Source organism: Humibacter albus DSM 18994 (genome assembly GCF_000421825.1).
Lineage (GTDB): Bacteria > Actinomycetota > Actinomycetes > Actinomycetales > Microbacteriaceae > Humibacter > Humibacter albus.
Genome location: NZ_ATXT01000003.1, coordinates 36,189 through 55,257, shown reverse-complemented (window position 1 = coordinate 55,257; position 19,069 = coordinate 36,189). Strand labels below are relative to the sequence as shown.

Below are 19,069 nucleotides of genomic sequence, written 5' to 3'. Positions count from 1 at the left end.
TATGTTCGACATCGCGATATTGAATATTCCGGCCACCACGTCTAATGTGGGACGCATGAGCATTACGATGCCGAATGTCAACGCCGGCCGAATTCCAGAGTGGAGCGTCGCCGATAGGCTGCGGAAGGCACGCGAGTCTGCTGGGCTGGAGCAGGTCGAGCTCGCGGACGCCGCGGGTATCTCGCGAGGGACGATCAGCGCCGCGGAGAACGGTTACCGCGTGCCGAATCGCGCCACGCTTCAGATGTGGGCGCTCGCGACCGGCGTGCCGCTCGGATGGATCGAGCAAGGGGAAGTGTGGTGCACCCCCAGGGACTTGAACCCTGAACCCACTGATTAAGAGTCAGTTGCTCTGCCGATTGAGCTAGAGGTGCATGATTCGTCTCTCACTTGGAGTGCCGAACCGAAGCACAACGATAGCATCCACCTCGGGCTCAGGTCGAATCGGCTCCGGGCTCGAATCCGCTGACGCTTCGGCACTGAGCTCGCACCGTCACGCTTCAGGTTCCGACGCTCGAGACTCGGTCCCGCACGCTCACTGTTCGGGCTTCGTCGCGATGAGGAGCCGGGTCGGGAACCACGGGCCGGTCCACCACATGCGCCAGCCGAGCCCGCGATTCTCCGCCACGGTGAGCCCGGCCTCGCGCACTGTCGCGTCGTATTCGCGCACCTTCTCGATATCCACGATCGCCAGGCGTCCGCCGGGCCTGAGCACCCGCACGGCCTCGAGTACGGCGGTACGGCGCGCCTGGGCGCTGCGGATGTTGTGGATGGCGAGGCTCGCCGTCACAAGATCGAACGACGCGTCGGCGTAGGGAAGAGAGGTCATGTCGCCCGTGTCAAAAGTGATGCGGGCATCCACGTCGTTGGCACGCGCATTGCGCTGCGCCGCCTGAACCGAGTTGCGGGACTGGTCGACGCTGCGCCACAGGTCGATCCCCGTCACGTGCCCGGTCGGCAGCTGTTCGGCCAGCAGCACCGACACGGAAGCGTGGCCGCACCCCAGGTCGAGCGCCTCCTCGTCACCGCGCAGGCGGAGCGCCGCGATGACGCCCCGCCAGACTTCGAACTTTCCCACCAGTGTGGAGCGCAGGTAGAAGAACGTGCCGATGGCAGCGATCACCGCGAGCACGGTGAAATATATGGGCAGCCACAGTGCGGAGCCCAGCACGCTCACGACGATCGCCGCTATCGCGAAGACGACGGCGCAGCCGCCCCACCCCCAGGGCACTCCTGGGGCGTCGATACCGTAGTTTCCGGCGGGGCGTGCGGACATCGTCGTCTCCTCCTCACACCGCGGAGAAGGCCGACTCGTGCCTCAGGACACGAGCCGCCGCCATCACGGCCGCCGTGGTCGAGGTGAGAACGGAGCGGTCGCGTCCGGCGACCCATCGGGGACCGTCGGCACCGCGGAACTCCACCAGAGTAACGGCGTCCGAGTCGTTTCCCGCGGTCATCGATGCTTGCACCAGTGACAGCACGTCGAGCCGGATGCCCCGCGCAGCCAACGCCTGCGCGATCGCCTCCACAGGTCCGACGCCCACGTGCTCGCTGACGTGCTCCGCTCCGTCGACGCACAGACCGACGCGGACGCGCTCGACCGCCTCGTGGTCGGTGACGGCCTCCTCGGTGACGTCGAGGGCGACCAGCTCGAGAGCAGCGGAGGAGTCGGGCGTCGGCAGGTAGGCATCCTCGAACAGCGACCACAGGTGCTCTGCCGTGACCTCGGCGCCAGTGTCGTCGGTGTGCTGCTGCACGTGGCGCGCGAAGTCGATCTGCACGCGACGCGGAAGCGTCAGGCCGTACTCGGTCTCGAGCAGGTAGGCGATGCCGCCCTTGCCGCTTTGCGAGTTGACTCGGATGACCGCGTCGTAGCTGCGCCCGATGTCCGCCGGATCGATCGGCAGGTACGGCACGCGCCACGCTGCCTCGGACTCGGGCACGCCTTGCGCCGCGGCGCGCTCGCGATGCTCGGCGAAGCCCTTGCGGATGGCGTCCTGGTGAGTGCCGCTGAACGCCGTGTGCACGAGGTCGCCGACGTACGGATGGCGCTCGGGCACGGGCATCCGAGTGCAGAACTCGACGGTGCGCCGCACCTCGTCGATGTCGCTGAAGTCGATCATCGGGTCGATGCCTTGGGCGTGCAGGTTCAGGGCGAGCGTGGCGATGTCGACGTTCCCGGTGCGCTCGCCGTTGCCAAACACGCAGCCCTCCACGCGTTGTGCGCCGGCGAGCACTGCCAGCTCGGCGCACGCGATTCCCGTGCCGCGGTCGTTGTGCGGATGCACCGACAAGATCACCGAGTCGCGCCTCGCCAGGCTGCGGTGCATGTACTCGATCTGATCGGCGTACACGTTCGGCGTCGCCACCTCCACGGTGGCCGGCAGGTTGAGGATGACGGGCCGATCGTGCGAGGCATCCCACAACTGCGTGACCTCGTTGCACACGTCGAGCACGAAGTCCGGCTCGGTGAGGTTGAACACCTCGGGCGAGAACTCGTACCGCACATTCGCCGCGTCGCCGGTGAGTCGCAGGATGTCGGCCGCACCGTTCATGATCAGTCGCGTCAGCGACGTGCGGTCGTGGTTGAGCACGATATCGCGCCACGTCGGTGCGGTAGCGGCGTACATGTGGATGACGACCGGGTTGCGGATGCCTCGCACCGACTCGACAGTGCGCTCGATGAGCTCGCGTCGTGCCGGGGTGAACACCACGATCGTGACGTCATCCGGGGCGATCGGCTCGCCCGACGCTGCGGTCTGTGCGATCAGCCGCACGAAATCGAAGTCGGTCTGCGAGGCAGACGGATAGCCGATCTCGATCTCCTTGTATCCCATCGCCACGAACAGCTCGAAGAGCCGTCGCTTGCGCGCGGGATCCATCGGCTCGGCCAGTGCCTGGTTGCCGTCGCGCAGGTCGACGGGCACCCAGAGCGGGGCGTGCGTCAGCCGGTTCGACGGCCACGAGCGCTCGGTGAGCGGCACGGGAACGCGATGGAAGACATCCGTGTAGCGATGCGAGGGCATCTGCGAGTGACGTTGACGGTTCCACGCCGGGGCGTCGGCGGGAACGGCGCCGGAGGGCGTGGCGATGGTGGGAAAAGCGGTGCCGGGCATGATCGTGTGATCCTTCTTCTTCTGGTCGTGTCGACCGGCACGCGACGACCTCCACGGCGGGAGGCCGGTCGTCGATCAGGCCCCGCCGTGGCGGCGAAGAAGAAGGAGCCCGGAACGAAGCATGGGGCGAAGGTAGCACCGACGAGGCCGGCGCGTCCAGCGCCGCGGCGTCGGCCTCGTCCCTCGGCGCGGCGGTAGGCCGGCCGCCGGCTTGCCGGTTGCGGGCTCCGGTTCCCGACTGCCGGTTCCCCGTTCACGCATTCCCGGTTGCGGGATCAGGCGCCGTTGACGCCCAACAGGTGTCCCACGAGGTATGTCGCGGCAACGGCGATCGCGCCGAAGATGAGCTGGCGGATCGCCCCGCGCCACCATGCCTTGCCCGTGAAGTGGGCGGCGAACGCGCCCGCCACGAGCAGCCCGACGCCTCCGACCCCGAGTCCGAGCCCGAGCGAGGACGAGCCGAACAGGAACGACAGCAGCGGAACGATCGCCCCGATCGAGAACATCACGAACGACGAGATCGCGGCGATCCAGGGCGACGGCTTGGAGTCGGGATCGACGCCGAGCTCCTGAGTGACGTGCACGCGCAACGCCCGGTCCGGATTGCCGTGCACCTCCTCCGCCGCTTTAGCGGCGGTCTCGGACGACATGCCCATCTCCTGGAACATGCCGGAGAGCTCGCGCATCTCGCCGACCGGATTGCGGGTGAGGGCGCTGCGCTCGACCGCCGCCTCCTTGTCGACCTGTTCGTTCTGCGTCGTCACCGAGGTGTACTCGCCGAGTGCCATCGAGAACGCGCCGGCGACGAGTCCGGCGAGACCCGTGATGATGATCGTGTCTCGGGATGCCCCTGCCGCGCCGATCCCCGCGATCAGCGCGATGTTCGTGACGAGGCCGTCCATGGCGCCGAAGACGGCCGCGCGCAGCCAGCCGCCGGAGACATCCGAGTGGCTGTGGTCGTAGTCGTGGGGATCGCGAAAGTGGCTCGGCGCGAGTGGATCGGGCACCCCGACAGCCTACTGATCGGTCGCGTCGATCCGCCGTGACGGGGAGCCGCCGCCGACGAGCTCGTCGGCGAACCCCTCGGCTCGTGCGATGGCGTCGGCGGCCCGCACGAGCGCCAGGTGCGACAGCGCCTGCGGGGTGTTGCCGGCCTGACGTCCCGACGTGGGGGAGTACTCCTCGCTCAGCATTCCGACGTCGTTCGCCAGATCGCACAGTCGATGCATCAGGTCGTTCGCGGCGTCGAGCCTTCCGGATCGTGCGTATTGCTCCACGAGCCAGAACGAGCACGCGAGAAACGGATACTCCGTGCCCTGCAGGCCGTCCAGCCCGGTCTCGGAGCGGTAGCGGAGCAGGAAGCCGTGGTGCATCAGATCCTGCTCGATCGCCTCGACGGTGCCGAGCATGCGCGGGTCGTCGGGGGCGACGAAGCCGACCTGTGAGAGCTGCAGGAGCGAGGCATCCACCTCGGCCGTCTCGAAGTGTTGGGTGAACGTGTTGCGTCGTGCGTCGTAACCGCGGTGCTCGATCTCATGGCGGAGCGCGGCACGACGCTTGCGCCAGTGGGCGACGGGCCCCTCGAGGCCGAACTCCTCGGCGCCGCGCACCGCGCGGTCGTAGGCGGCCCACACCATCACGCGCGAGTGCGTGAAGTCGCGGGCCGGCCCCCGGATCTCCCAGATGCCCTGGTCGCGCCTGGCGCCGACCTTGTCGAGCTGCCCCATCAGGGCGCACTGCAGTGACCACGAGAAGTCGTTCTCGGGGATGCCGCCGAGCCGCGCATCGTGGAGAGCGATCATGACTTCGCCGATGACATCCGCCTGGAACTGCGTGGCAGCGGCGTTGCCGATGCGCACGGGGGATGCCCCGTGATAACCGGGCAGCGAGTCCACGACGTACTCCGGAAGGAAGCGCTCCCCGGAGAGCCCGTACATGATCTGCACGTCGACCGGGTCTCCGGCCAGTGCCCGTAACAGCCACCAGCGCCAGTGGTCGACCTCGTCCTTGTAACCGTGGCCGAGCATGGCGCTCAGCGTCTGCGATGCATCGCGCAACCAGACATAGCGGTAGTCCCAGTTGCGACTGCCGCCGAACTTCTCGGGCAGCGACGTAGTGGCTGCTGCGGCGACGCCGCCGGTCTCCGCGTGGGTGAGGGCACGCAGCAGGAGAAGCGAACGCAGTACCTCGTCGGAGTACGCACCGCGGTGCCGGAAAGTCGACGCCCAGTCGGTCCACCATTTCTCGGCCATGCGCAGGTCGGCCTCAACGTCGACGGGATCTGGAACCGGCTTGTGCGACGGGTACCAGCTCAGCGTGAGCTCCACCAGGTCGCCCTCGCGCACCGTGAACGTCGCTTCATGGGCGTGGTCCGTCGCCTTCAGCGGGATGCCGCGCATGACGAGGGCGTCCGGACCGGCGACGGCCTGCAGCGTGTGATGTTCGTCGTGCAACTGACGCACCCACGGCACGCTGGACGCGTAGGCGAATCGCATGCGCAGGTCGACACGCATCTCCACTTCTCCGGAGACACCGCGCACCCGCCGCACGAGGTCGGCGCGGTGGTCGCCGCGCGGCATGGCGTCGATCACTTCGACCACGCCGGTCGAGGTGGTCCAGGTGGTCACCAGCACGAACGTCGAGCCTCGGTACTCGCGTGTCATCGTGGCGTTCTCGTCGGTCGGCGCCAGCTTCCACCTGCCGTGATCCTCGGTGCCGAGCAGAGCGCCGAAGACCGATCCGGAGTCGTAACGGGGCAGGCAGAGCCAGTCGATGCTGCCGTCTTTGCCGACGAGTGCCCCGGTGTAGCAGTCACTGATGAGTGCGTAATCCTCGATTCCCAACGCCATGAGGCCATCCTCGCAGGTAGCGTGGACGGCATGGCTGAGGCAGTGCAGACCCTGATCATCCTCGGTGCAGGCGGCGACCTGACTTCGCGCCTGCTGCTTCCGGCGCTCGGACAGCTGCTCACGAAGGAGGACTCGCGGCGCGTCACACTGCTCGGCGCGGGATCTCAGGCCTGGAGCGCAGCGCAGTGGAAGGATCGCGTACGCGAGGCGTTCGCCACGGTGCAGGCGGAAGGTCCCGCCGTCGACGCGCTGCTGGAGAGCACGGACTATCTGACCGCCGACGTGACGAAGCCCGACGAACTGCGAGGACTGCTCGGGGAAGCCCACGGCACGCCCGCGCTGTACTTCGCGCTCCCGCCCGCCGTGACGAAGCGGGTCTGCGACGCGCTCGCCGATGTCGAGCTTCCCGAGGGGACGCGGCTCGCGCTGGAGAAGCCGTTCGGAACCGATCGTCGAAGCGCTGCGGCGTTGAACGGAAGGATCGCGACTCTGGTTCCGGAGAACCAGGTGCACCGCATCGACCATTTCCTCGGGAACTCGACAGTGCAGAATCTGTTCGGACTGCGATTCGCGAACCGCATCTTCGAGCCGGTCTGGAACGCGGAGCACATCGCCCGCGTCGACATCGTGTTCGACGAGACGCTCGGGCTGGAGAACCGGGCGGGCTACTACGACCACGCGGGCGCGCTGATCGACATGCTCCAGAGCCACCTGCTCCAGGTGCTCGCCGTCACGGCGATGGAGCCCCCGGCGACCATGCACGCGGACGACCTGCGCGATGCCAAGGGGATCGTGCTGCGCGCCACACGGGTGCGAGACGACGATGCCGAGGCGAACAGCCATCGCGGGCGCTACACCAAGGGCAAGATCGAGGGCCGCACCCTGCCGTCGTACGTCGACGAAGAGGGCGTGGATCCCGCGCTGGGCACCGAGACGCTGGCCCAGGTGGAGTTCGCCGTCGACACCTGGCGGTGGGCAGGGGTCCCCTTCACGCTGCGCTCCGGCAAGGCGATCGGCGTCTCCCGGCACGAGATCGTGATCACATTCCGCGACGCGCAGCGGGTTCCGACCGGGCTCCGCGGGCCGGTGCGGCCGACCCGCCTGCGCATCACGCTCGGACCCGACCGGATGACGCTCGAGTTGAACACCAACGGTCCGGGCGACCCGCGGCACCTCGACCGATCGGTGCTCCAAGCGGACTTCGGTCCGGGCGGCCTATTGGCGTACGGCGAGGTGCTGGGCCAACTGTTGGACGGCGACCCGTCGCTTTCGGTACGCGGCGACACCGCCGAGGAATGCTGGCGCATCGTCGCACCGGTACTGAAGGCATGGCGTGACGGCGACGTGCCGCTCGACGACTATCCCGCCGGGTCGGAGGGACCCGCGGACTGGCCGGCCATTCCGTAGGCGTTCCGCTCGGGCGCCGTATCGTTCTCCGCGAGTGGCCGCCCGCGCTCCGGGCCACCGCCCGTGCTCTACGCGACCGACCAGGACACTTCTCGTGAGGGCCGCGTCAGCGAGGGCCGGGGGAGAGAACGCGCGTCATCGCACCAGTTCGCGCTCGAAGTGCGCTCGTGCCACCTCGCCGGTGACGGGACGCTTGAGGTCGGTCCATACGGTGATGGGTGCCGGCTCCCACTGCAGCGCAACCGCCTCTTCGTCGAGCACCGCCTCGTCGTCGACATCGGGCTCGTCGTGCCGGTGCGCCGGCCCGTGACCGTCGTCGGGCTCATCCGCTCCCGCAGCCGCGACGACGGGGGCTTCGTCGAACTCGGAGTCGTCCTCGGCGACGACCGTGCTCGCGGCGTCGGCCACAGCCGTGTCGCTGCCGTCACCGGAGGCCTGTCCGCCCGTGACGATCGGAATCGCGCCGGTGCGCGTCTCCACCGTGATGGTCTGGCCGGCTTCCAGCTGAAGCTGGGCGCTGCGGAGCGCATCCGTCACATCGGCCGCCACCTGGTGCGCGAGCACGGTGCGGAACAGGTCGTCGGTGTCGTCGGGCCGCCGGCGCCTCACCACCCACTCGCCGCCTTCTCCGATCGCGGCGGCGATGCGGGTGTGCACGAGCTCGAAGATCTGCTCGTCGGCGAGGCGGGGACGAGGGGTCTCGGCCGGCGCGACCGAGACGATGGGGGCCACCGCAGGTGCGGCGTGCCTCCGGCGACCGAACATGGTGGAGCTCCTTACGATGTCACGGCGGTGAACCGTTCCGTGACAGTCTGACGGATGCCCCGCGGCGGCCCGGCCAGACACGCCGCCGGCGAGTGCAGCCAAGCTTCGCCCACGCGCGTTTCGCCTCGGCCGCTACTTCTTCTTGTTCTTCTTCGTCTCGAGCTCGCGCGACCTGTCGTGAACGCTGGTGACGACGACCACGAGGGAGAGCAGCCAGCTCGCCCACGCGAGCGCCAACCGCCAGTCCCGAGGGCCCCGGCGGGTGGCCTGCGCGACGCCGATCACGCCCATGGCAGTGCTCACGACACCCCAGTTCAGCAGGTACTTGCGCATGCCGCCCCCTTACGCTCCTCCCACACGGTACACACCGTGGAGGGCGTGTGTCAGCCCCAATCGGGGCCTCCGGTCGGCTGGTAACGTTGCCCTACGCCGACCATGGTTCCAGCTCAGGAGGCGGTCACCGGTGCCGAAACAAGAACGCGACGCGCCTGCAAGTGGCACGCGGGCGTCCCGCATTCCGAAGTCCCGCAAGTTCGACCTGGTGATCGTGTCGAACCGGCTCCCCGTCGACCACGTCTCCGGCGAGGGCGCGAACGCGGTCTGGCGTCCGTCGCCCGGCGGCCTCGTCGCCGCTCTCGAGCCGATCATGAAGACCGAGGACGGCGTCTGGATCGGGTGGGTGGGCATCCCCGATGCGCACTTCGATCCGTTCTCGGCCAACGGCATCGACATCAAACCCGTCGCACTGAGCGCGCAAGAGATCGAGTACTACTACGAAGGTTTCTCGAACGACACGCTCTGGCCGCTCTACCACGATGTGATTGCACCACCGAGCTACCACCGGGAGTGGTGGGATGCCTACGTCAAGGTGAACCGACGGTTCGCGGATGCCGCGATCGCCTCGGCCGCGCCCGGTGCCGTCGTGTGGGTTCACGACTACCAGCTGCAGCTCGTGCCCAAGATGCTGCGCGACGCGCGACCCGACCTGGTGATCGGGTTCTTCGACCACATTCCGTTCCCGCCGTACGGCATCTACTCCCAGCTCCCGTGGCGCCGGCAGGTCGTCGCGGGGCTGCTGGGCGCCGACGTGATCGGATTCCAGCGGCTCGCGGATGCCGGCAACTTCGCCCGTGCGGTCCGTCGCCTCTTCGGATACGAGACCCGCGGCTCCGTCATCGACGTGCCGCTGGCCGAAGGGGAGGCCGACGGCCACCGGCATGTCAAGATCAACCGACGCGGTCAGCGCGTGCGCACCGTGCTCGCCAAGCAGTTCCCGATCTCGATCGACGCGCAGCACTACCAGGAGCTGGCGACCCGCCCCGAGATCCAGGCCAGAGCCAAGGAGATCCGCGAGGAGCTCGGCAATCCGACGACGATCATGCTCGGCGTCGACCGCCTCGACTACACGAAGGGCATTCACCATCGTCTGAAGGCCTACGGTGAGCTCTTGCGCGACCAGGCGATCCCGGTGGACGACGTCACACTCGTGCAGGTCGCGAGCCCGTCGCGCGAGCGCGTGGAGACGTACAAGGTGCTCCGAGACGAAGTCGAGCTGACCGTGAGTCGCATCAACGGCGACTACTCCACGATCGGGCACACGTCCATCGGCTACCTGCATCAGGGCTACCCGCGGGAGGAGATGGTCGCGCTCTACCTGGCGGCCGACGTCATGCTGGTCACGGCGCTGCGCGACGGCATGAATCTGGTGGCGAAGGAATACGTGGCGAGTCGCGTGGACAACGACGGCGTGCTCGTCCTCAGCGAGTTCACCGGAGCATCCGACGAGCTCAAGCAGGCGCTGCTGGTGAACCCGCACGACATCGAAGGGCTCAAGGCGGCCATCGTTCGGGCGATCGAGATGCCGAAACGGGAGCGCACGCACCGCATGCGTGTACTCCGCAAGCGCGTGATGACGCACGACGTGCAGCGCTGGTCGGCGACGTTCCTCGACGCGCTCACGCACGTGACGCAGAACGACGACTTCGGCGCGCACGAGAAGACGCAGGCGCCGTCACCGGCACCGGGGGCGACGTCCACGGCGTCGGCGGCCGCAGGGGCCAGCGCCGACACCGGCGACGCATCGGGCGCGACGGAGCCGCGCGCATCGTGAGCACGACGACCGACACTTCCGAGATCGAGCGCGCCGTGGCGCATCTGGCCGACGCGAAGCGACTGCTCGTCGCGCTGGACTTCGACGGCACGGTCAGCCCGCTCGTCGACACCCCCTCCGAATCCCGGGTGATCCCGGAGGCGAGAGCCGCGTTGACCGCGCTGGAACGGATGCCCGACACCTGGGTCGCGTTCGTCTCCGGACGGCCGCTGGACGGGCTGGTGCGCGTGACCGAGGCCGACGACTCCGCGCTCCTCATCGCCTCGCATGGAGTGGAGGTGCGCCTCACCGGCGGCGGCGTGGACGTCGGCCTCACCGACACGGAGCGGGTGCGACTGGCCGCGCTCGCCGCCGACCTGGAGCTGATCGTCTCCGAGACGCCGGGCTCGAAGCTCGAGCGCAAGCCGGTCGGGCTCGGACTGCACACGCGCGGCGTCGAGCCCGACGTCGCCCGAGCTGCCGACGACCGTGCTCGCGAGGCGGCACAGCGGCGCGGGGGGTTCCTCGAGCGCGCGGGCAAAGACATCCTCGAGTTCGCCGTGCGCGACGCGACCAAAGGCGACGGCATCGAGCGGCTGCGCAAGCACGTGCGGGCGACCGCCGTGCTCTACGCCGGAGACGACGTCACCGACGAGGACGGCTTCGCCGTGATGCACGCCGGCGACGTGGGGGTCAAAGTGGGCACGGGGCGTACGGCTGCACGCTTTCGGGTGGCGGATCCTGATGCCGTCGCGGCCCTCCTGACGCGCCTCGCCGAACTGCGCGGTCACGTCGCGTGAGAGCGCCGGCCGCGCACCGCTGGCGCGCGGCGGGTGCCACCGACCTCTAAACTCGACCTCATGCCAGAGATCGACATGAAGCCGCGCAGTCGGGTCGTCACGGACGGCATCGAAGCCACCACCAGCCGCGGGATGCTCCGCGCGGTCGGCATGGGCGACGAGGACTGGGACAAACCCCAGATCGGCATCGCGAGCTCGTGGAACGAGATCACGCCGTGCAACCTCTCGCTCGATCGCCTCGCCCAGGCGGCGAAGGAAGGCGTGCACGGCGGGGGAGGGTACCCGCTCGAGTTCGGCACGGTCTCGGTCTCCGACGGCATCTCGATGGGTCACGAGGGCATGCACTTCTCGCTCGTCTCGCGCGAGGTCATCTGCGACTCGGTCGAGACGGTCATGATGGCGGAGCGGCTCGACGGCTCCGTGCTGCTGGCGGGCTGCGACAAGTCGATTCCCGGCATGCTGATGGCGGCCGCCCGCCTCGATCTGGCCTCGGTATTCCTCTACGCGGGGTCGATCGCCCCCGGTTGGGTGAAGCTCAGCGACGGGACTGAGAAGGATGTCACGATCATCGACTCCTTCGAAGCCGTCGGCGCCTGCAAGGCCGGCACCATGAGCCTGGAGGATCTCAAGCGCATCGAGTGCTCGATCGCGCCGGGTGAGGGTGCCTGCGGCGGCATGTACACCGCGAACACGATGGCGTCGGTCGCGGAGGCGCTCGGCATGAGCTATCCGGGCTCTGCGGCGCCGCCCTCGGCCGATCGTCGTCGCGACTACTACGCGCACCGCTCGGGCGAGGCCGTCGTGAACATGCTGCGACTCGGGTTGACGGCCAGGGACATCCTCACCAAGGAGGCGTTCGAGAACGCCATCACGGTGGCGATGGCGCTCGGTGGTTCCACCAATGTCGTGCTGCACCTGCTCGCGATCGCGCGCGAGGCCGAGGTGGACCTGACGCTCGACGACTTCAACCGCATCGGCAACAACGTGCCGCATATCGGCGATCTGAAGCCGTTCGGCAAGTACGTGATGAACGACGTCGACCGGCACGGCGGCATCCCGGTGCTGATGAAGGCACTTCTCGACGCCGGCTTGCTGCACGGCGACTGCATCACGGTGACGGGCAAGACAGTCGCCGAGAACCTGGCGGAGTTGAGCCCGGAGCCGCTCGACGGCGAGGTGCTGCGCAAGCTGGACGACCCGCTGCATCCCACCGGTGGCCTGACCATTCTCAAGGGCTCGTTCGCGCCCGACGGCGCCGTGGTGAAGACCGCAGGGTTCGACGCCGCCGTCTTCGAGGGGCCGGCCCGCGTGTTCGAGCGCGAGCGCGAGGCGATGGACGCCTTGACCGAGGGTCGGATCGTGCACGGTGACGTGGTCGTGATCCGCTACGAGGGACCCAAGGGCGGTCCGGGCATGCGCGAGATGCTGGCCATCACGGCGGCCATCAAGGGCGCAGGCCTCGGCAAGGATGTACTACTATTGACAGACGGTCGATTCTCAGGCGGCACAACCGGTCTGTGCATCGGCCACATAGCACCCGAAGCAGTGGACGGTGGTCCCATTGCCTTCGTGCGCGATGGTGATCTGATACGGGTCGATATCGCGGCTCGCTCCCTCGACCTACTTGTCGACGAGTCTGAGCTGGCCTCCCGCCGGGAAGGCTGGGAGCCTCTTCCCCCGCGCTATACCCGTGGCGTTCTCGCGAAGTACTCCAAGCTCGTGCACTCCGCTGCGGAGGGCGCGATCACGGGGTAACCGACGCGATCAACTCTCTTCATCGTTCGCAGCGTAAGGAAAACCGTCCCCCCATGACAACGGAACCTCGAGCCGTGCCGACTTCGGCAGCGCGTGCTGCCGGGGCCGACGGCACCTCCGACAAACCAGATCTCATCACCGGCTCCGCCGCGATCCTGCGATCGCTGGCCCGCCTCGGCGTCACGGATGTCTTCGGCATTCCGGGCGGCGCCGTCATCCCGTTCTACGACGAGCTGATGGCGCAGAACGCCATCCGGCACATCCTCGTGCGGCACGAACAGGGCGCCGGGCATGCCGCCGAGGGCTACGCCTCGGCAAGCCGCCGCGTCGGCGTCGCCATCGCCACCTCCGGGCCCGGCGCGACCAACCTGGTCACGGCGATCGCGGATGCCCACATGGACTCCGTGCCGACCCTCTTCATCACGGGCCAGGTGTTCTCCACCTCGATGGGGACGGATGCCTTCCAGGAGGCGGACATCGTGGGGATCACGATGCCGATCACCAAGCACTCCTTCCTGGTGAAGCGGGCGGAGGACATCCCGGCGACGATCGCGGCCGCGTACCACATCGCCTCGACCGGGCGCCCCGGTCCCGTGCTCGTGGACATCACGAAGGACGCGCAGCAGAACCTGATGGAGTTCTCCTGGCCGCCCGTGGTCGACCTGCCCGGGTACCGTCCGGTGACCAAGGCGCACGGAAAGCAGGTTCACGCGGCGGCACGTCTGCTCGCGGAATCGAGCAAGCCCGTGCTGTACGTGGGCGGCGGGGTCGTTCGTGCCCACGCGTCCGATGAGCTCGCCGCCCTCGCCGAGGCGACAGGGGCGCCCGTGGTCACGACGCTGATGGCGCGTGGCGCGTTCCCCGACTCGAACAAGCAGCACCTCGGTATGCCCGGCATGCACGGCACGGTGGCCGCGGTGCTCGCGCTGCAGGACGCCGACCTGATCATCTCGCTCGGCGCGCGCTTCGACGACCGCGTCACCGGCTCGGTGGCGGGCTTCGCGCCGCACGCGAAGATCGTGCACGTCGATGTCGACCCCGCCGAGATCTCCAAGATCCGGCACGCCGACGTCCCCATCGTCGGCGATGCCAAAGACGTCATCGCCGACCTGACCGCCGCCTTCGAGCACGAGGTCGCCGCCGTCGGCGGCCCGGACCTGAGCGACTGGTGGGCGAAGCTCGACGAACTGCGAACGCAGTTCCCTCTGGGCTACACGCCGACCAGTGACGGGCTCCTCGCGCCGCAGGCGATCATCAAGCGCATCGGCGAGCTGACCGGGCCGGAGGGCGTCTACGTCGCCGGCGTTGGCCAGCACCAGATGTGGGCGGCGCAGTTCATCCAGTACGAGCGGCCGAACGCCTTCCTCAACTCGGGCGGTGCAGGCACGATGGGCTACGCGGTGCCTGCGGCGATGGGCGCGAAAGTCTCGCAGCCCGACCGGGTGGTGTGGGCGATCGACGGCGACGGATGCTTCCAGATGACCAATCAGGAGCTCGCCACCTGCACGATCAACGACATTCCGATCAAGGTCGCGATCATCAACAACTCGTCGCTCGGCATGGTGCGCCAGTGGCAGACCCTGTTCTACGACGGCCGCCACTCGTTCACCGACCTGAACACCGGTCACGAGACGGCGATGATTCCCGACTTCCTCAAGCTGGCGGAGGCGTACGGTGCCCTCGGCATCCGCGTCACCAAGGAAGAGGAAGTGGATGCCGCCATCAAGCTCGCGCTCGAGACGAACGACCGCCCGGTGGTGATCGACTTCATCGTGAGCCGCGACGCCATGGTGTGGCCGATGGTTCCGCAGGGCGTCAGCAACTCGAACGTGCAGTACGCGAAGGACCACGCACCGAGTTGGGGAGAGGAGTAGGCCATGGCCACGCACGTGCTGTCGTTGCTCGTCGAAGACAAGGCGGGTCTGCTCACCCGCGTCGCCGGGCTCTTCGCCCGCCGCGGATTCAACATCTCGTCGCTCGCCGTCGGCGTGAGCGAGGTGCCCGGACTCTCGCGCATCACCGTGGTGGTGGACGTCGAGGACGCCCCGCTCGAGCAGGTGACCAAGCAGTTGAACAAGCTGGTCAACGTGATCAAGATCGTGGAGCTCGACATCGATCAGTCGGTGCAGCGCGAGCACCTGCTCATCAAGGTGCGCGTGGACCACACCACGAGGTCGCAGGTGCTGGAGGCCGTGAACCTCTTCCGTGCTCGCGTCGTCGACGTGGCCACGGACGCGCTCGTCATCGAGGTGACGGGCGACACCGGCAAGACCGAGGCACTGCTGCGGGTGCTCGAGCCGTACGGCATCAAGGAGATGGCGCAGTCCGGTCTGCTGGCGATCGGCCGCGGGTCGAAATCGATCACCGACCGCGTCTTCAAGAACTAGCGAACCGTCTTCAAGAACTAGCGAACTTCGAACAACAAGGAGAAACAACACCCCATGGCTGAGATCTACTACGACAACGATGCTGATCTGACGATCATCCAGGGCAAGAAGGTGCTCGTCGTCGGCTACGGTTCGCAGGGCCACGCCCACGCGCAGAACCTGCGCGACTCGGGCGTCGAGGTGCGGATCGGTCTGCAGGAGGGCTCCAAGTCCACGCAGCGCGCCCAGGAGGCGGGCTTCCAGGTCGTCACGCCCGCCGAGGGCACCTCGTGGGCCGACGTCATCGTCATCCTCGCCCCCGACCAGGTGCAGCGTCACCTCTACGCGAAGGACATCGCCCCGAACATCAGCGACGGCAAGGCGCTGGTCTTCGGCCACGGCTTCAACATCCGCTTCGGCTACATTCAGGCGCCGGAGGGCGTGGACGTGGTCATGGTCGCCCCGAAGGGTCCGGGTCACACCGTGCGCCGCGAGTACGTCGCGGGCCGTGGAGTTCCGGTGATCGTCGCCGTGGAGAACGACGCGACAGGCAACGCCTGGGCTCTCGCGCTGAGCTACGCGAAGGGCATCGGCGGCCTGCGCGCCGGCGGCATCAAGACCACGTTCACCGAGGAGACCGAGACGGACCTCTTCGGCGAGCAGGCCGTGCTCTGCGGTGGCGTCTCCCACCTCATCCAGGCCGGCTTCGAGACGCTGACCGCCGCCGGCTACCAGCCGGAGATCGCGTACTTCGAGGTGCTTCACGAGATGAAGCTCATCGTCGACCTCATCTGGGAGGGCGGCATCTCCAAGATGCGCTGGAGCGTCTCCGACACCGCCGAGTACGGGGACTACGTCTCGGGCCCGCGCGTGGTCGACGACCACACCAAGGCGGCCATGAAAGGCATCCTCGACGACATCCAGTCCGGCGCCTTCGCCGAGCGCTTCATCGCCGACCAGGATGCCGGTGCTCCGGAGTTCCTCGCCGACCGCAAGGCGGGCGAAGACCACCCGATCGAGTCGACAGGTCGTGAGCTGCGCAAGCTCTTCGCGTGGAACTCGTCGAACGACGATGACTACGTCGACGGCGAAGTCGCTCGCTGACGCCCGGATGTCGCTGGCCGCGGTGTGAGTCGCGGCCAGCGACGATCGACGGGAGACCGCGAATGCCGCAGCACCTCGCCGTCGAGATTGCGATGCACGTCCGAAAGCGCGCGTAGCGCTTCCATGCGGCGGCACGCGCGGTTCAGGGCTGAGCCACACCGCCTTCCGGCAGGGTGAATCCCTGGCGCCAGCTACTGAAACGCGGCCGCCATCCGCGGCTGCGCGCGAGTGCGTTCGACACCGGGCGGCCCTCGCGCAGGTCCGACGGGATGCTCGGCGGAGGTGCGCCGACCGCGGCGGCGTAGACGGGCATCCACTGGGCGGCCTCGGCCGGCTCGTCGTCGACGATGTTGACGACGCCGTGCGGCCAGTCGAGTGCGAGCACCGTGGCGGAGGCGGCATCGGCGACATGCACGAAGTCGATCACGCGCGCCATCGGGCGCAGCCGGCCCTCGAGCGCGGCGAGCGTCTCCGGCGCCCCGGGCGCGCGCCAGGTTCCCGGCCCGTAGAACTGGCCGTAGCGGAGCACGACGCCGTTCGGCAGTTCGAGCACCGTGCTCTCCAACTCGGGCACGCCCGGCGTGACGCCGGCGGCGAACGGTTCGTCCTCGGTGGCGAGCGTGTCGCCGTCGGGGACGACCCAGCTGATGCTCTGGGCGATCATGCGATCCACGCCGTGCCGGCGCGCGGCATCCACCAGCGTGCGCGTGCCCTCGATGCGCACGCGGGAGTTCGCGGCGAAGTCGAGGTCGGCGAGGGCGGTGAGCTCGTGGAGCACCGCGTCGGGGCGGGAGCGCGCGAAAGCCTGCTCGACGGACTCGGTGTCGTAGACATCCATCACGAGAGGACGTGCGCCGGTCGCCTCGATGACGCTCGCCTTGCCCGCGTCCCGGCTGGTGGCCCACACTTCGTGCCCGGCGGCGACGAGCGCCGGAGTGAGCTGTCGTCCGATGGCGCCGGCCCCGCCGGCCAGGAGTATGCGCATGCGCCGTTCCCTCGCTTCACAATTCGTCATGTTCGGTTGCGTCGCGTGCGCGGCTCGCGGCCGCGGCGATCACGTTCTTCCGCCAGGTTAGGCCCGTGGTGCACGTGCTCATGTGCGCAGGCGGGCCCAGGAGGACACTAAGGTTGAGGTGACCGCGCCCCGCTGCCGTGGCGTGCGGGCATCCGCCCACGCTCCCACCGCTCGCTCCACTCGAAGGGTTCCTCTGTGTCGAAACCGGTCGTTCTGATCGCCGAAGAACTGTCACCCGCCACGGTTGAGGCCCTCGGCCCCGACTTCGAGATCCGCCACGTCGACGGCACCGATCGTCCGGCGTTGCTGGAGGCGCTGTCCGACGCGGATGCCGTGCTCGTGCGTTCCGCGACCAAGGTGGACGCCGAGGCGATCGCGGCGGCGCCGAACCTCAAGGTCGTCGCGCGCGCGGGCGTGGGCCTCGACAACGTCGACATCAAGGCGGCCACGCAGGCCGGCGTCATGGTCGTGAACGCACCGACCTCCAACATCATCTCCGCGGCCGAGCTCACCGTCGGCCACATCCTGTCGCTCGCCCGGCACATTCCGGCGGGCAATGCGTCGCTGTCGGGCGGCGAGTGGAAGCGCTCGAAGTACACCGGGACCGAGCTGTACGAGAAGACCGTCGGCATCATCGGGCTCGGTCGCATCGGTGCGCTCATCACGGCACGTCTGCAGGCGTTCGGCATGTCGATCATCGCCTACGACCCCTACGTCACGTCGGCGCGCGCGCAGCAACTGGGTGTGCAGCTCGTCGGTCTGGACGAGCTGTTGCAGCAGGCCGACTTCGTGACCATCCACATGCCGAAGACGCCAGAGACCATCGGCATGATCGGCGACGACCAGCTCGCGCTGATGAAGAAGAGCGCGTACATCGTCAACGTCGCCCGCGGCGGCCTCATCGACGAGGACGCCCTCTACCGCGCCCTCACGAGCGAGACGATCGCGGGTGCCGGCCTCGACGTGTTCTCGGCGGAGCCGCCGCTCGAATCACCGCTGATCGCTCTGGACAACGTGGTCGTGACGCCGCACCTCGGCGCGTCGACGGCCGAGGCGCAGGAGAAGGCGGGTGTGTCGGTCGCGCGGTCGGTGCGGCTGGCGCTCTCCGGCGAGCTCGTGCCCGACGCGGTCAACGTGGCGGGCGGAGTCATCGACCCCTACGTGCGTCCCGGCATCCCGCTGCTTGAAAAGCTCGGCCAGGTCTTCAGCGGACTGGCGAAGAACAGCCCGATCACGAGCGTCGACGTCGAGATCCGCGGCGAACTGGTCGAGTACGACGTGAGCGTGCTGAAACTCGCGGCGCTCAAGGGAATCTTCACCAACATCGTGAGCGAGAACGTCTCGTATGTGAACGCGCCGGTGCTCGCCGAGCAGCGCGGCATCGAGGTTCGACTGCTGACGGATGCCGCCAGCGAGGAATACCGCAATGTCCTGACCCTGAGCGGTGCGCTGGCCGACGGTTCGCAGGTGTCGGTGTCGGGCACGCTGACCGGGCCGAAGCAGATCGAGAAGATCGTGGGCATCGACGGCTACGACGTGGAAGTGCCGCTCGCGAAGCATCTGATCGTCATGGTGTACGACGACCGCCCCGGCATCGTGGCCGTCTACGGCCGCGAGTTCGGAGAGGCCGGCATCAACATTGCGGGCATGCAGGTGGCACGCACCACGGCAGGCGGCAAGGCGCTGAGCGTGCTCACCGTGGACTCACCGGTTCCCGACGGCATCCTGGAATCGGTGCGGGCGGCGATCGACGCCGACGTGCTTCAGGCGATCGACATCACGGAGTCGTAGGGCGCGACGAGA

At 68.3% G+C, this 19,069-nt stretch carries 16 protein-coding genes and 1 tRNA gene; 9 read left to right on the top strand and 8 right to left on the bottom strand.

All coding sequences use genetic code 11. The features are described from left to right. Position 1 precedes the first annotated feature (1 nt). Positions 2-340, top strand: coding sequence for a helix-turn-helix domain-containing protein (locus H623_RS22350; protein WP_084485478.1), 339 nt, complete (start codon positions 2-4; stop codon positions 338-340). Here H623_RS22350 and H623_RS0100955 read toward each other — a convergent pair. From H623_RS0100955 to H623_RS17085, 5 genes are all read right to left on the bottom strand, one after another. Then, positions 299-374, bottom strand: a tRNA-Lys gene (locus tag H623_RS0100955). The genes H623_RS22350 and H623_RS0100955 overlap by 42 nt on opposite strands. A 161-nt stretch (positions 375-535) precedes the next feature. Next, entirely contained in the window at positions 536-1,276 is a 741-nt protein-coding gene (locus H623_RS0100950) for a class I SAM-dependent methyltransferase (protein WP_022899077.1), read from the bottom strand. Positions 1,277-1,289: 13 nt separating this feature from the next. Further along, positions 1,290-3,116 (bottom strand): 2-isopropylmalate synthase, encoded by a 1,827-nt coding sequence (locus H623_RS17090; RefSeq protein ID WP_022899076.1) that lies wholly within the window; start codon positions 3,114-3,116, stop codon positions 1,290-1,292. A 275-nt stretch (positions 3,117-3,391) separates the two neighbouring features. Further along, the gene (locus H623_RS0100940) at positions 3,392-4,123 is read right to left on the bottom strand and encodes a VIT1/CCC1 transporter family protein (RefSeq protein WP_022899075.1); all 732 of its coding nucleotides are present in this window, start codon (positions 4,121-4,123) and stop codon (positions 3,392-3,394) included. Positions 4,124-4,132: 9 nt separating this feature from the next. Further along, complete coding sequence (locus tag H623_RS17085; RefSeq protein WP_022899074.1) at positions 4,133-5,965, bottom strand: glycoside hydrolase family 15 protein; 1,833 nt, start codon at positions 5,963-5,965, stop codon at positions 4,133-4,135. 30 nt (positions 5,966-5,995) lie between these two features. Between H623_RS17085 and H623_RS0100930 the strand changes: the two genes are divergently transcribed. Next, positions 5,996-7,372, top strand: a complete 1,377-nt coding sequence (locus H623_RS0100930; RefSeq protein ID WP_211217954.1) for a glucose-6-phosphate dehydrogenase — start codon at positions 5,996-5,998, stop codon at positions 7,370-7,372. Positions 7,373-7,507: 135 nt separating this feature from the next. On the opposite strand, the gene H623_RS20800 is transcribed toward H623_RS0100930, so the two are convergent. After that, complete coding sequence (locus tag H623_RS20800) at positions 7,508-8,137, bottom strand: hypothetical protein (RefSeq protein ID WP_022899072.1); 630 nt, start codon at positions 8,135-8,137, stop codon at positions 7,508-7,510. Positions 8,138-8,269: 132 nt separating this feature from the next. After that, a complete protein-coding gene (locus tag H623_RS0100920; RefSeq protein ID WP_022899071.1) occupies positions 8,270-8,470 on the bottom strand; it encodes a hypothetical protein in 201 nt (66 codons plus the stop codon). A 181-nt stretch (positions 8,471-8,651) separates the two neighbouring features. Between H623_RS0100920 and otsA the strand changes: the two genes are divergently transcribed. Genes otsA through ilvC form a run of 6 tightly spaced genes read left to right on the top strand, consistent with a single transcriptional unit; the run spans position 8,652 to position 16,251 of the window. Beyond that, a complete protein-coding gene (otsA, locus tag H623_RS17075; protein WP_245558843.1) occupies positions 8,652-10,247 on the top strand; it encodes an alpha,alpha-trehalose-phosphate synthase (UDP-forming) in 1,596 nt (531 codons plus the stop codon). Continuing rightward, the gene (gene otsB / locus H623_RS0100910) at positions 10,244-11,026 is read left to right on the top strand and encodes a trehalose-phosphatase (RefSeq protein ID WP_022899069.1); all 783 of its coding nucleotides are present in this window, start codon (positions 10,244-10,246) and stop codon (positions 11,024-11,026) included. Before otsA ends, otsB begins: the two co-directional genes overlap by 4 nt. 60 nt (positions 11,027-11,086) lie before the next feature. Then, complete coding sequence (ilvD, locus tag H623_RS0100905) at positions 11,087-12,781, top strand: dihydroxy-acid dehydratase (RefSeq protein WP_022899068.1); 1,695 nt, start codon at positions 11,087-11,089, stop codon at positions 12,779-12,781. A 53-nt stretch (positions 12,782-12,834) separates the two neighbouring features. Further along, positions 12,835-14,655, top strand: a complete 1,821-nt coding sequence (locus H623_RS0100900) for an acetolactate synthase large subunit (RefSeq protein WP_026939771.1) — start codon at positions 12,835-12,837, stop codon at positions 14,653-14,655. A gap of 3 nt (positions 14,656-14,658) precedes the next feature. Next, positions 14,659-15,168, top strand: coding sequence for an acetolactate synthase small subunit (gene ilvN, locus H623_RS0100895; RefSeq protein WP_022899066.1), 510 nt, complete (start codon positions 14,659-14,661; stop codon positions 15,166-15,168). Between the two features lie 54 nt (positions 15,169-15,222). Next, positions 15,223-16,251: a ketol-acid reductoisomerase gene (ilvC, locus tag H623_RS0100890; RefSeq protein WP_022899065.1), complete on the top strand. Its 1,029-nt coding sequence runs from the start codon at positions 15,223-15,225 to the stop codon at positions 16,249-16,251. Between the two features lie 142 nt (positions 16,252-16,393). On the opposite strand, the gene H623_RS0100885 is transcribed toward ilvC, so the two are convergent. Continuing rightward, positions 16,394-17,266, bottom strand: a complete 873-nt coding sequence (locus H623_RS0100885; protein ID WP_245558841.1) for an NAD-dependent epimerase/dehydratase family protein — start codon at positions 17,264-17,266, stop codon at positions 16,394-16,396. 195 nt (positions 17,267-17,461) lie between these two features. Between H623_RS0100885 and serA the strand changes: the two genes are divergently transcribed. Beyond that, on the top strand, positions 17,462-19,057 hold the full coding sequence (serA, locus tag H623_RS0100880) for a phosphoglycerate dehydrogenase (protein ID WP_022899063.1): 1,596 nt from the start codon (positions 17,462-17,464) through the stop codon (positions 19,055-19,057). The last annotated feature ends 12 nt before the right edge of the window (positions 19,058-19,069 follow it).

Excerpts from the sequence above, each read along its gene's own strand:
- H623_RS17085 (WP_022899074.1), bottom strand. The coding sequence starts at position 5,965 with ATGGCGTTGGGAATCGAGGATTACGCACTCATCAGTGACTGCTACACC.
- ilvN (WP_022899066.1), top strand. The coding sequence starts at position 14,659 with ATGGCCACGCACGTGCTGTCGTTGCTCGTCGAAGACAAGGCGGGTCTG.
- ilvD (WP_022899068.1), top strand. The coding sequence starts at position 11,087 with ATGCCAGAGATCGACATGAAGCCGCGCAGTCGGGTCGTCACGGACGGC.
- H623_RS0100885 (WP_245558841.1), bottom strand. The coding sequence starts at position 17,266 with ATGACGAATTGTGAAGCGAGGGAACGGCGCATGCGCATACTCCTGGCC.
- H623_RS0100930 (WP_211217954.1), top strand. The coding sequence starts at position 5,996 with ATGGCTGAGGCAGTGCAGACCCTGATCATCCTCGGTGCAGGCGGCGAC.
- H623_RS0100920 (WP_022899071.1), bottom strand. The coding sequence starts at position 8,470 with ATGCGCAAGTACCTGCTGAACTGGGGTGTCGTGAGCACTGCCATGGGC.
- ilvC (WP_022899065.1), top strand. The coding sequence starts at position 15,223 with ATGGCTGAGATCTACTACGACAACGATGCTGATCTGACGATCATCCAG.
- H623_RS17090 (WP_022899076.1), bottom strand. The coding sequence starts at position 3,116 with ATGCCCGGCACCGCTTTTCCCACCATCGCCACGCCCTCCGGCGCCGTT.
- H623_RS22350 (WP_084485478.1), top strand. The coding sequence starts at position 2 with ATGTTCGACATCGCGATATTGAATATTCCGGCCACCACGTCTAATGTG.
- H623_RS0100950 (WP_022899077.1), bottom strand. The coding sequence starts at position 1,276 with ATGTCCGCACGCCCCGCCGGAAACTACGGTATCGACGCCCCAGGAGTG.
- H623_RS20800 (WP_022899072.1), bottom strand. The coding sequence starts at position 8,137 with ATGTTCGGTCGCCGGAGGCACGCCGCACCTGCGGTGGCCCCCATCGTC.
- H623_RS0100900 (WP_026939771.1), top strand. The coding sequence starts at position 12,835 with ATGACAACGGAACCTCGAGCCGTGCCGACTTCGGCAGCGCGTGCTGCC.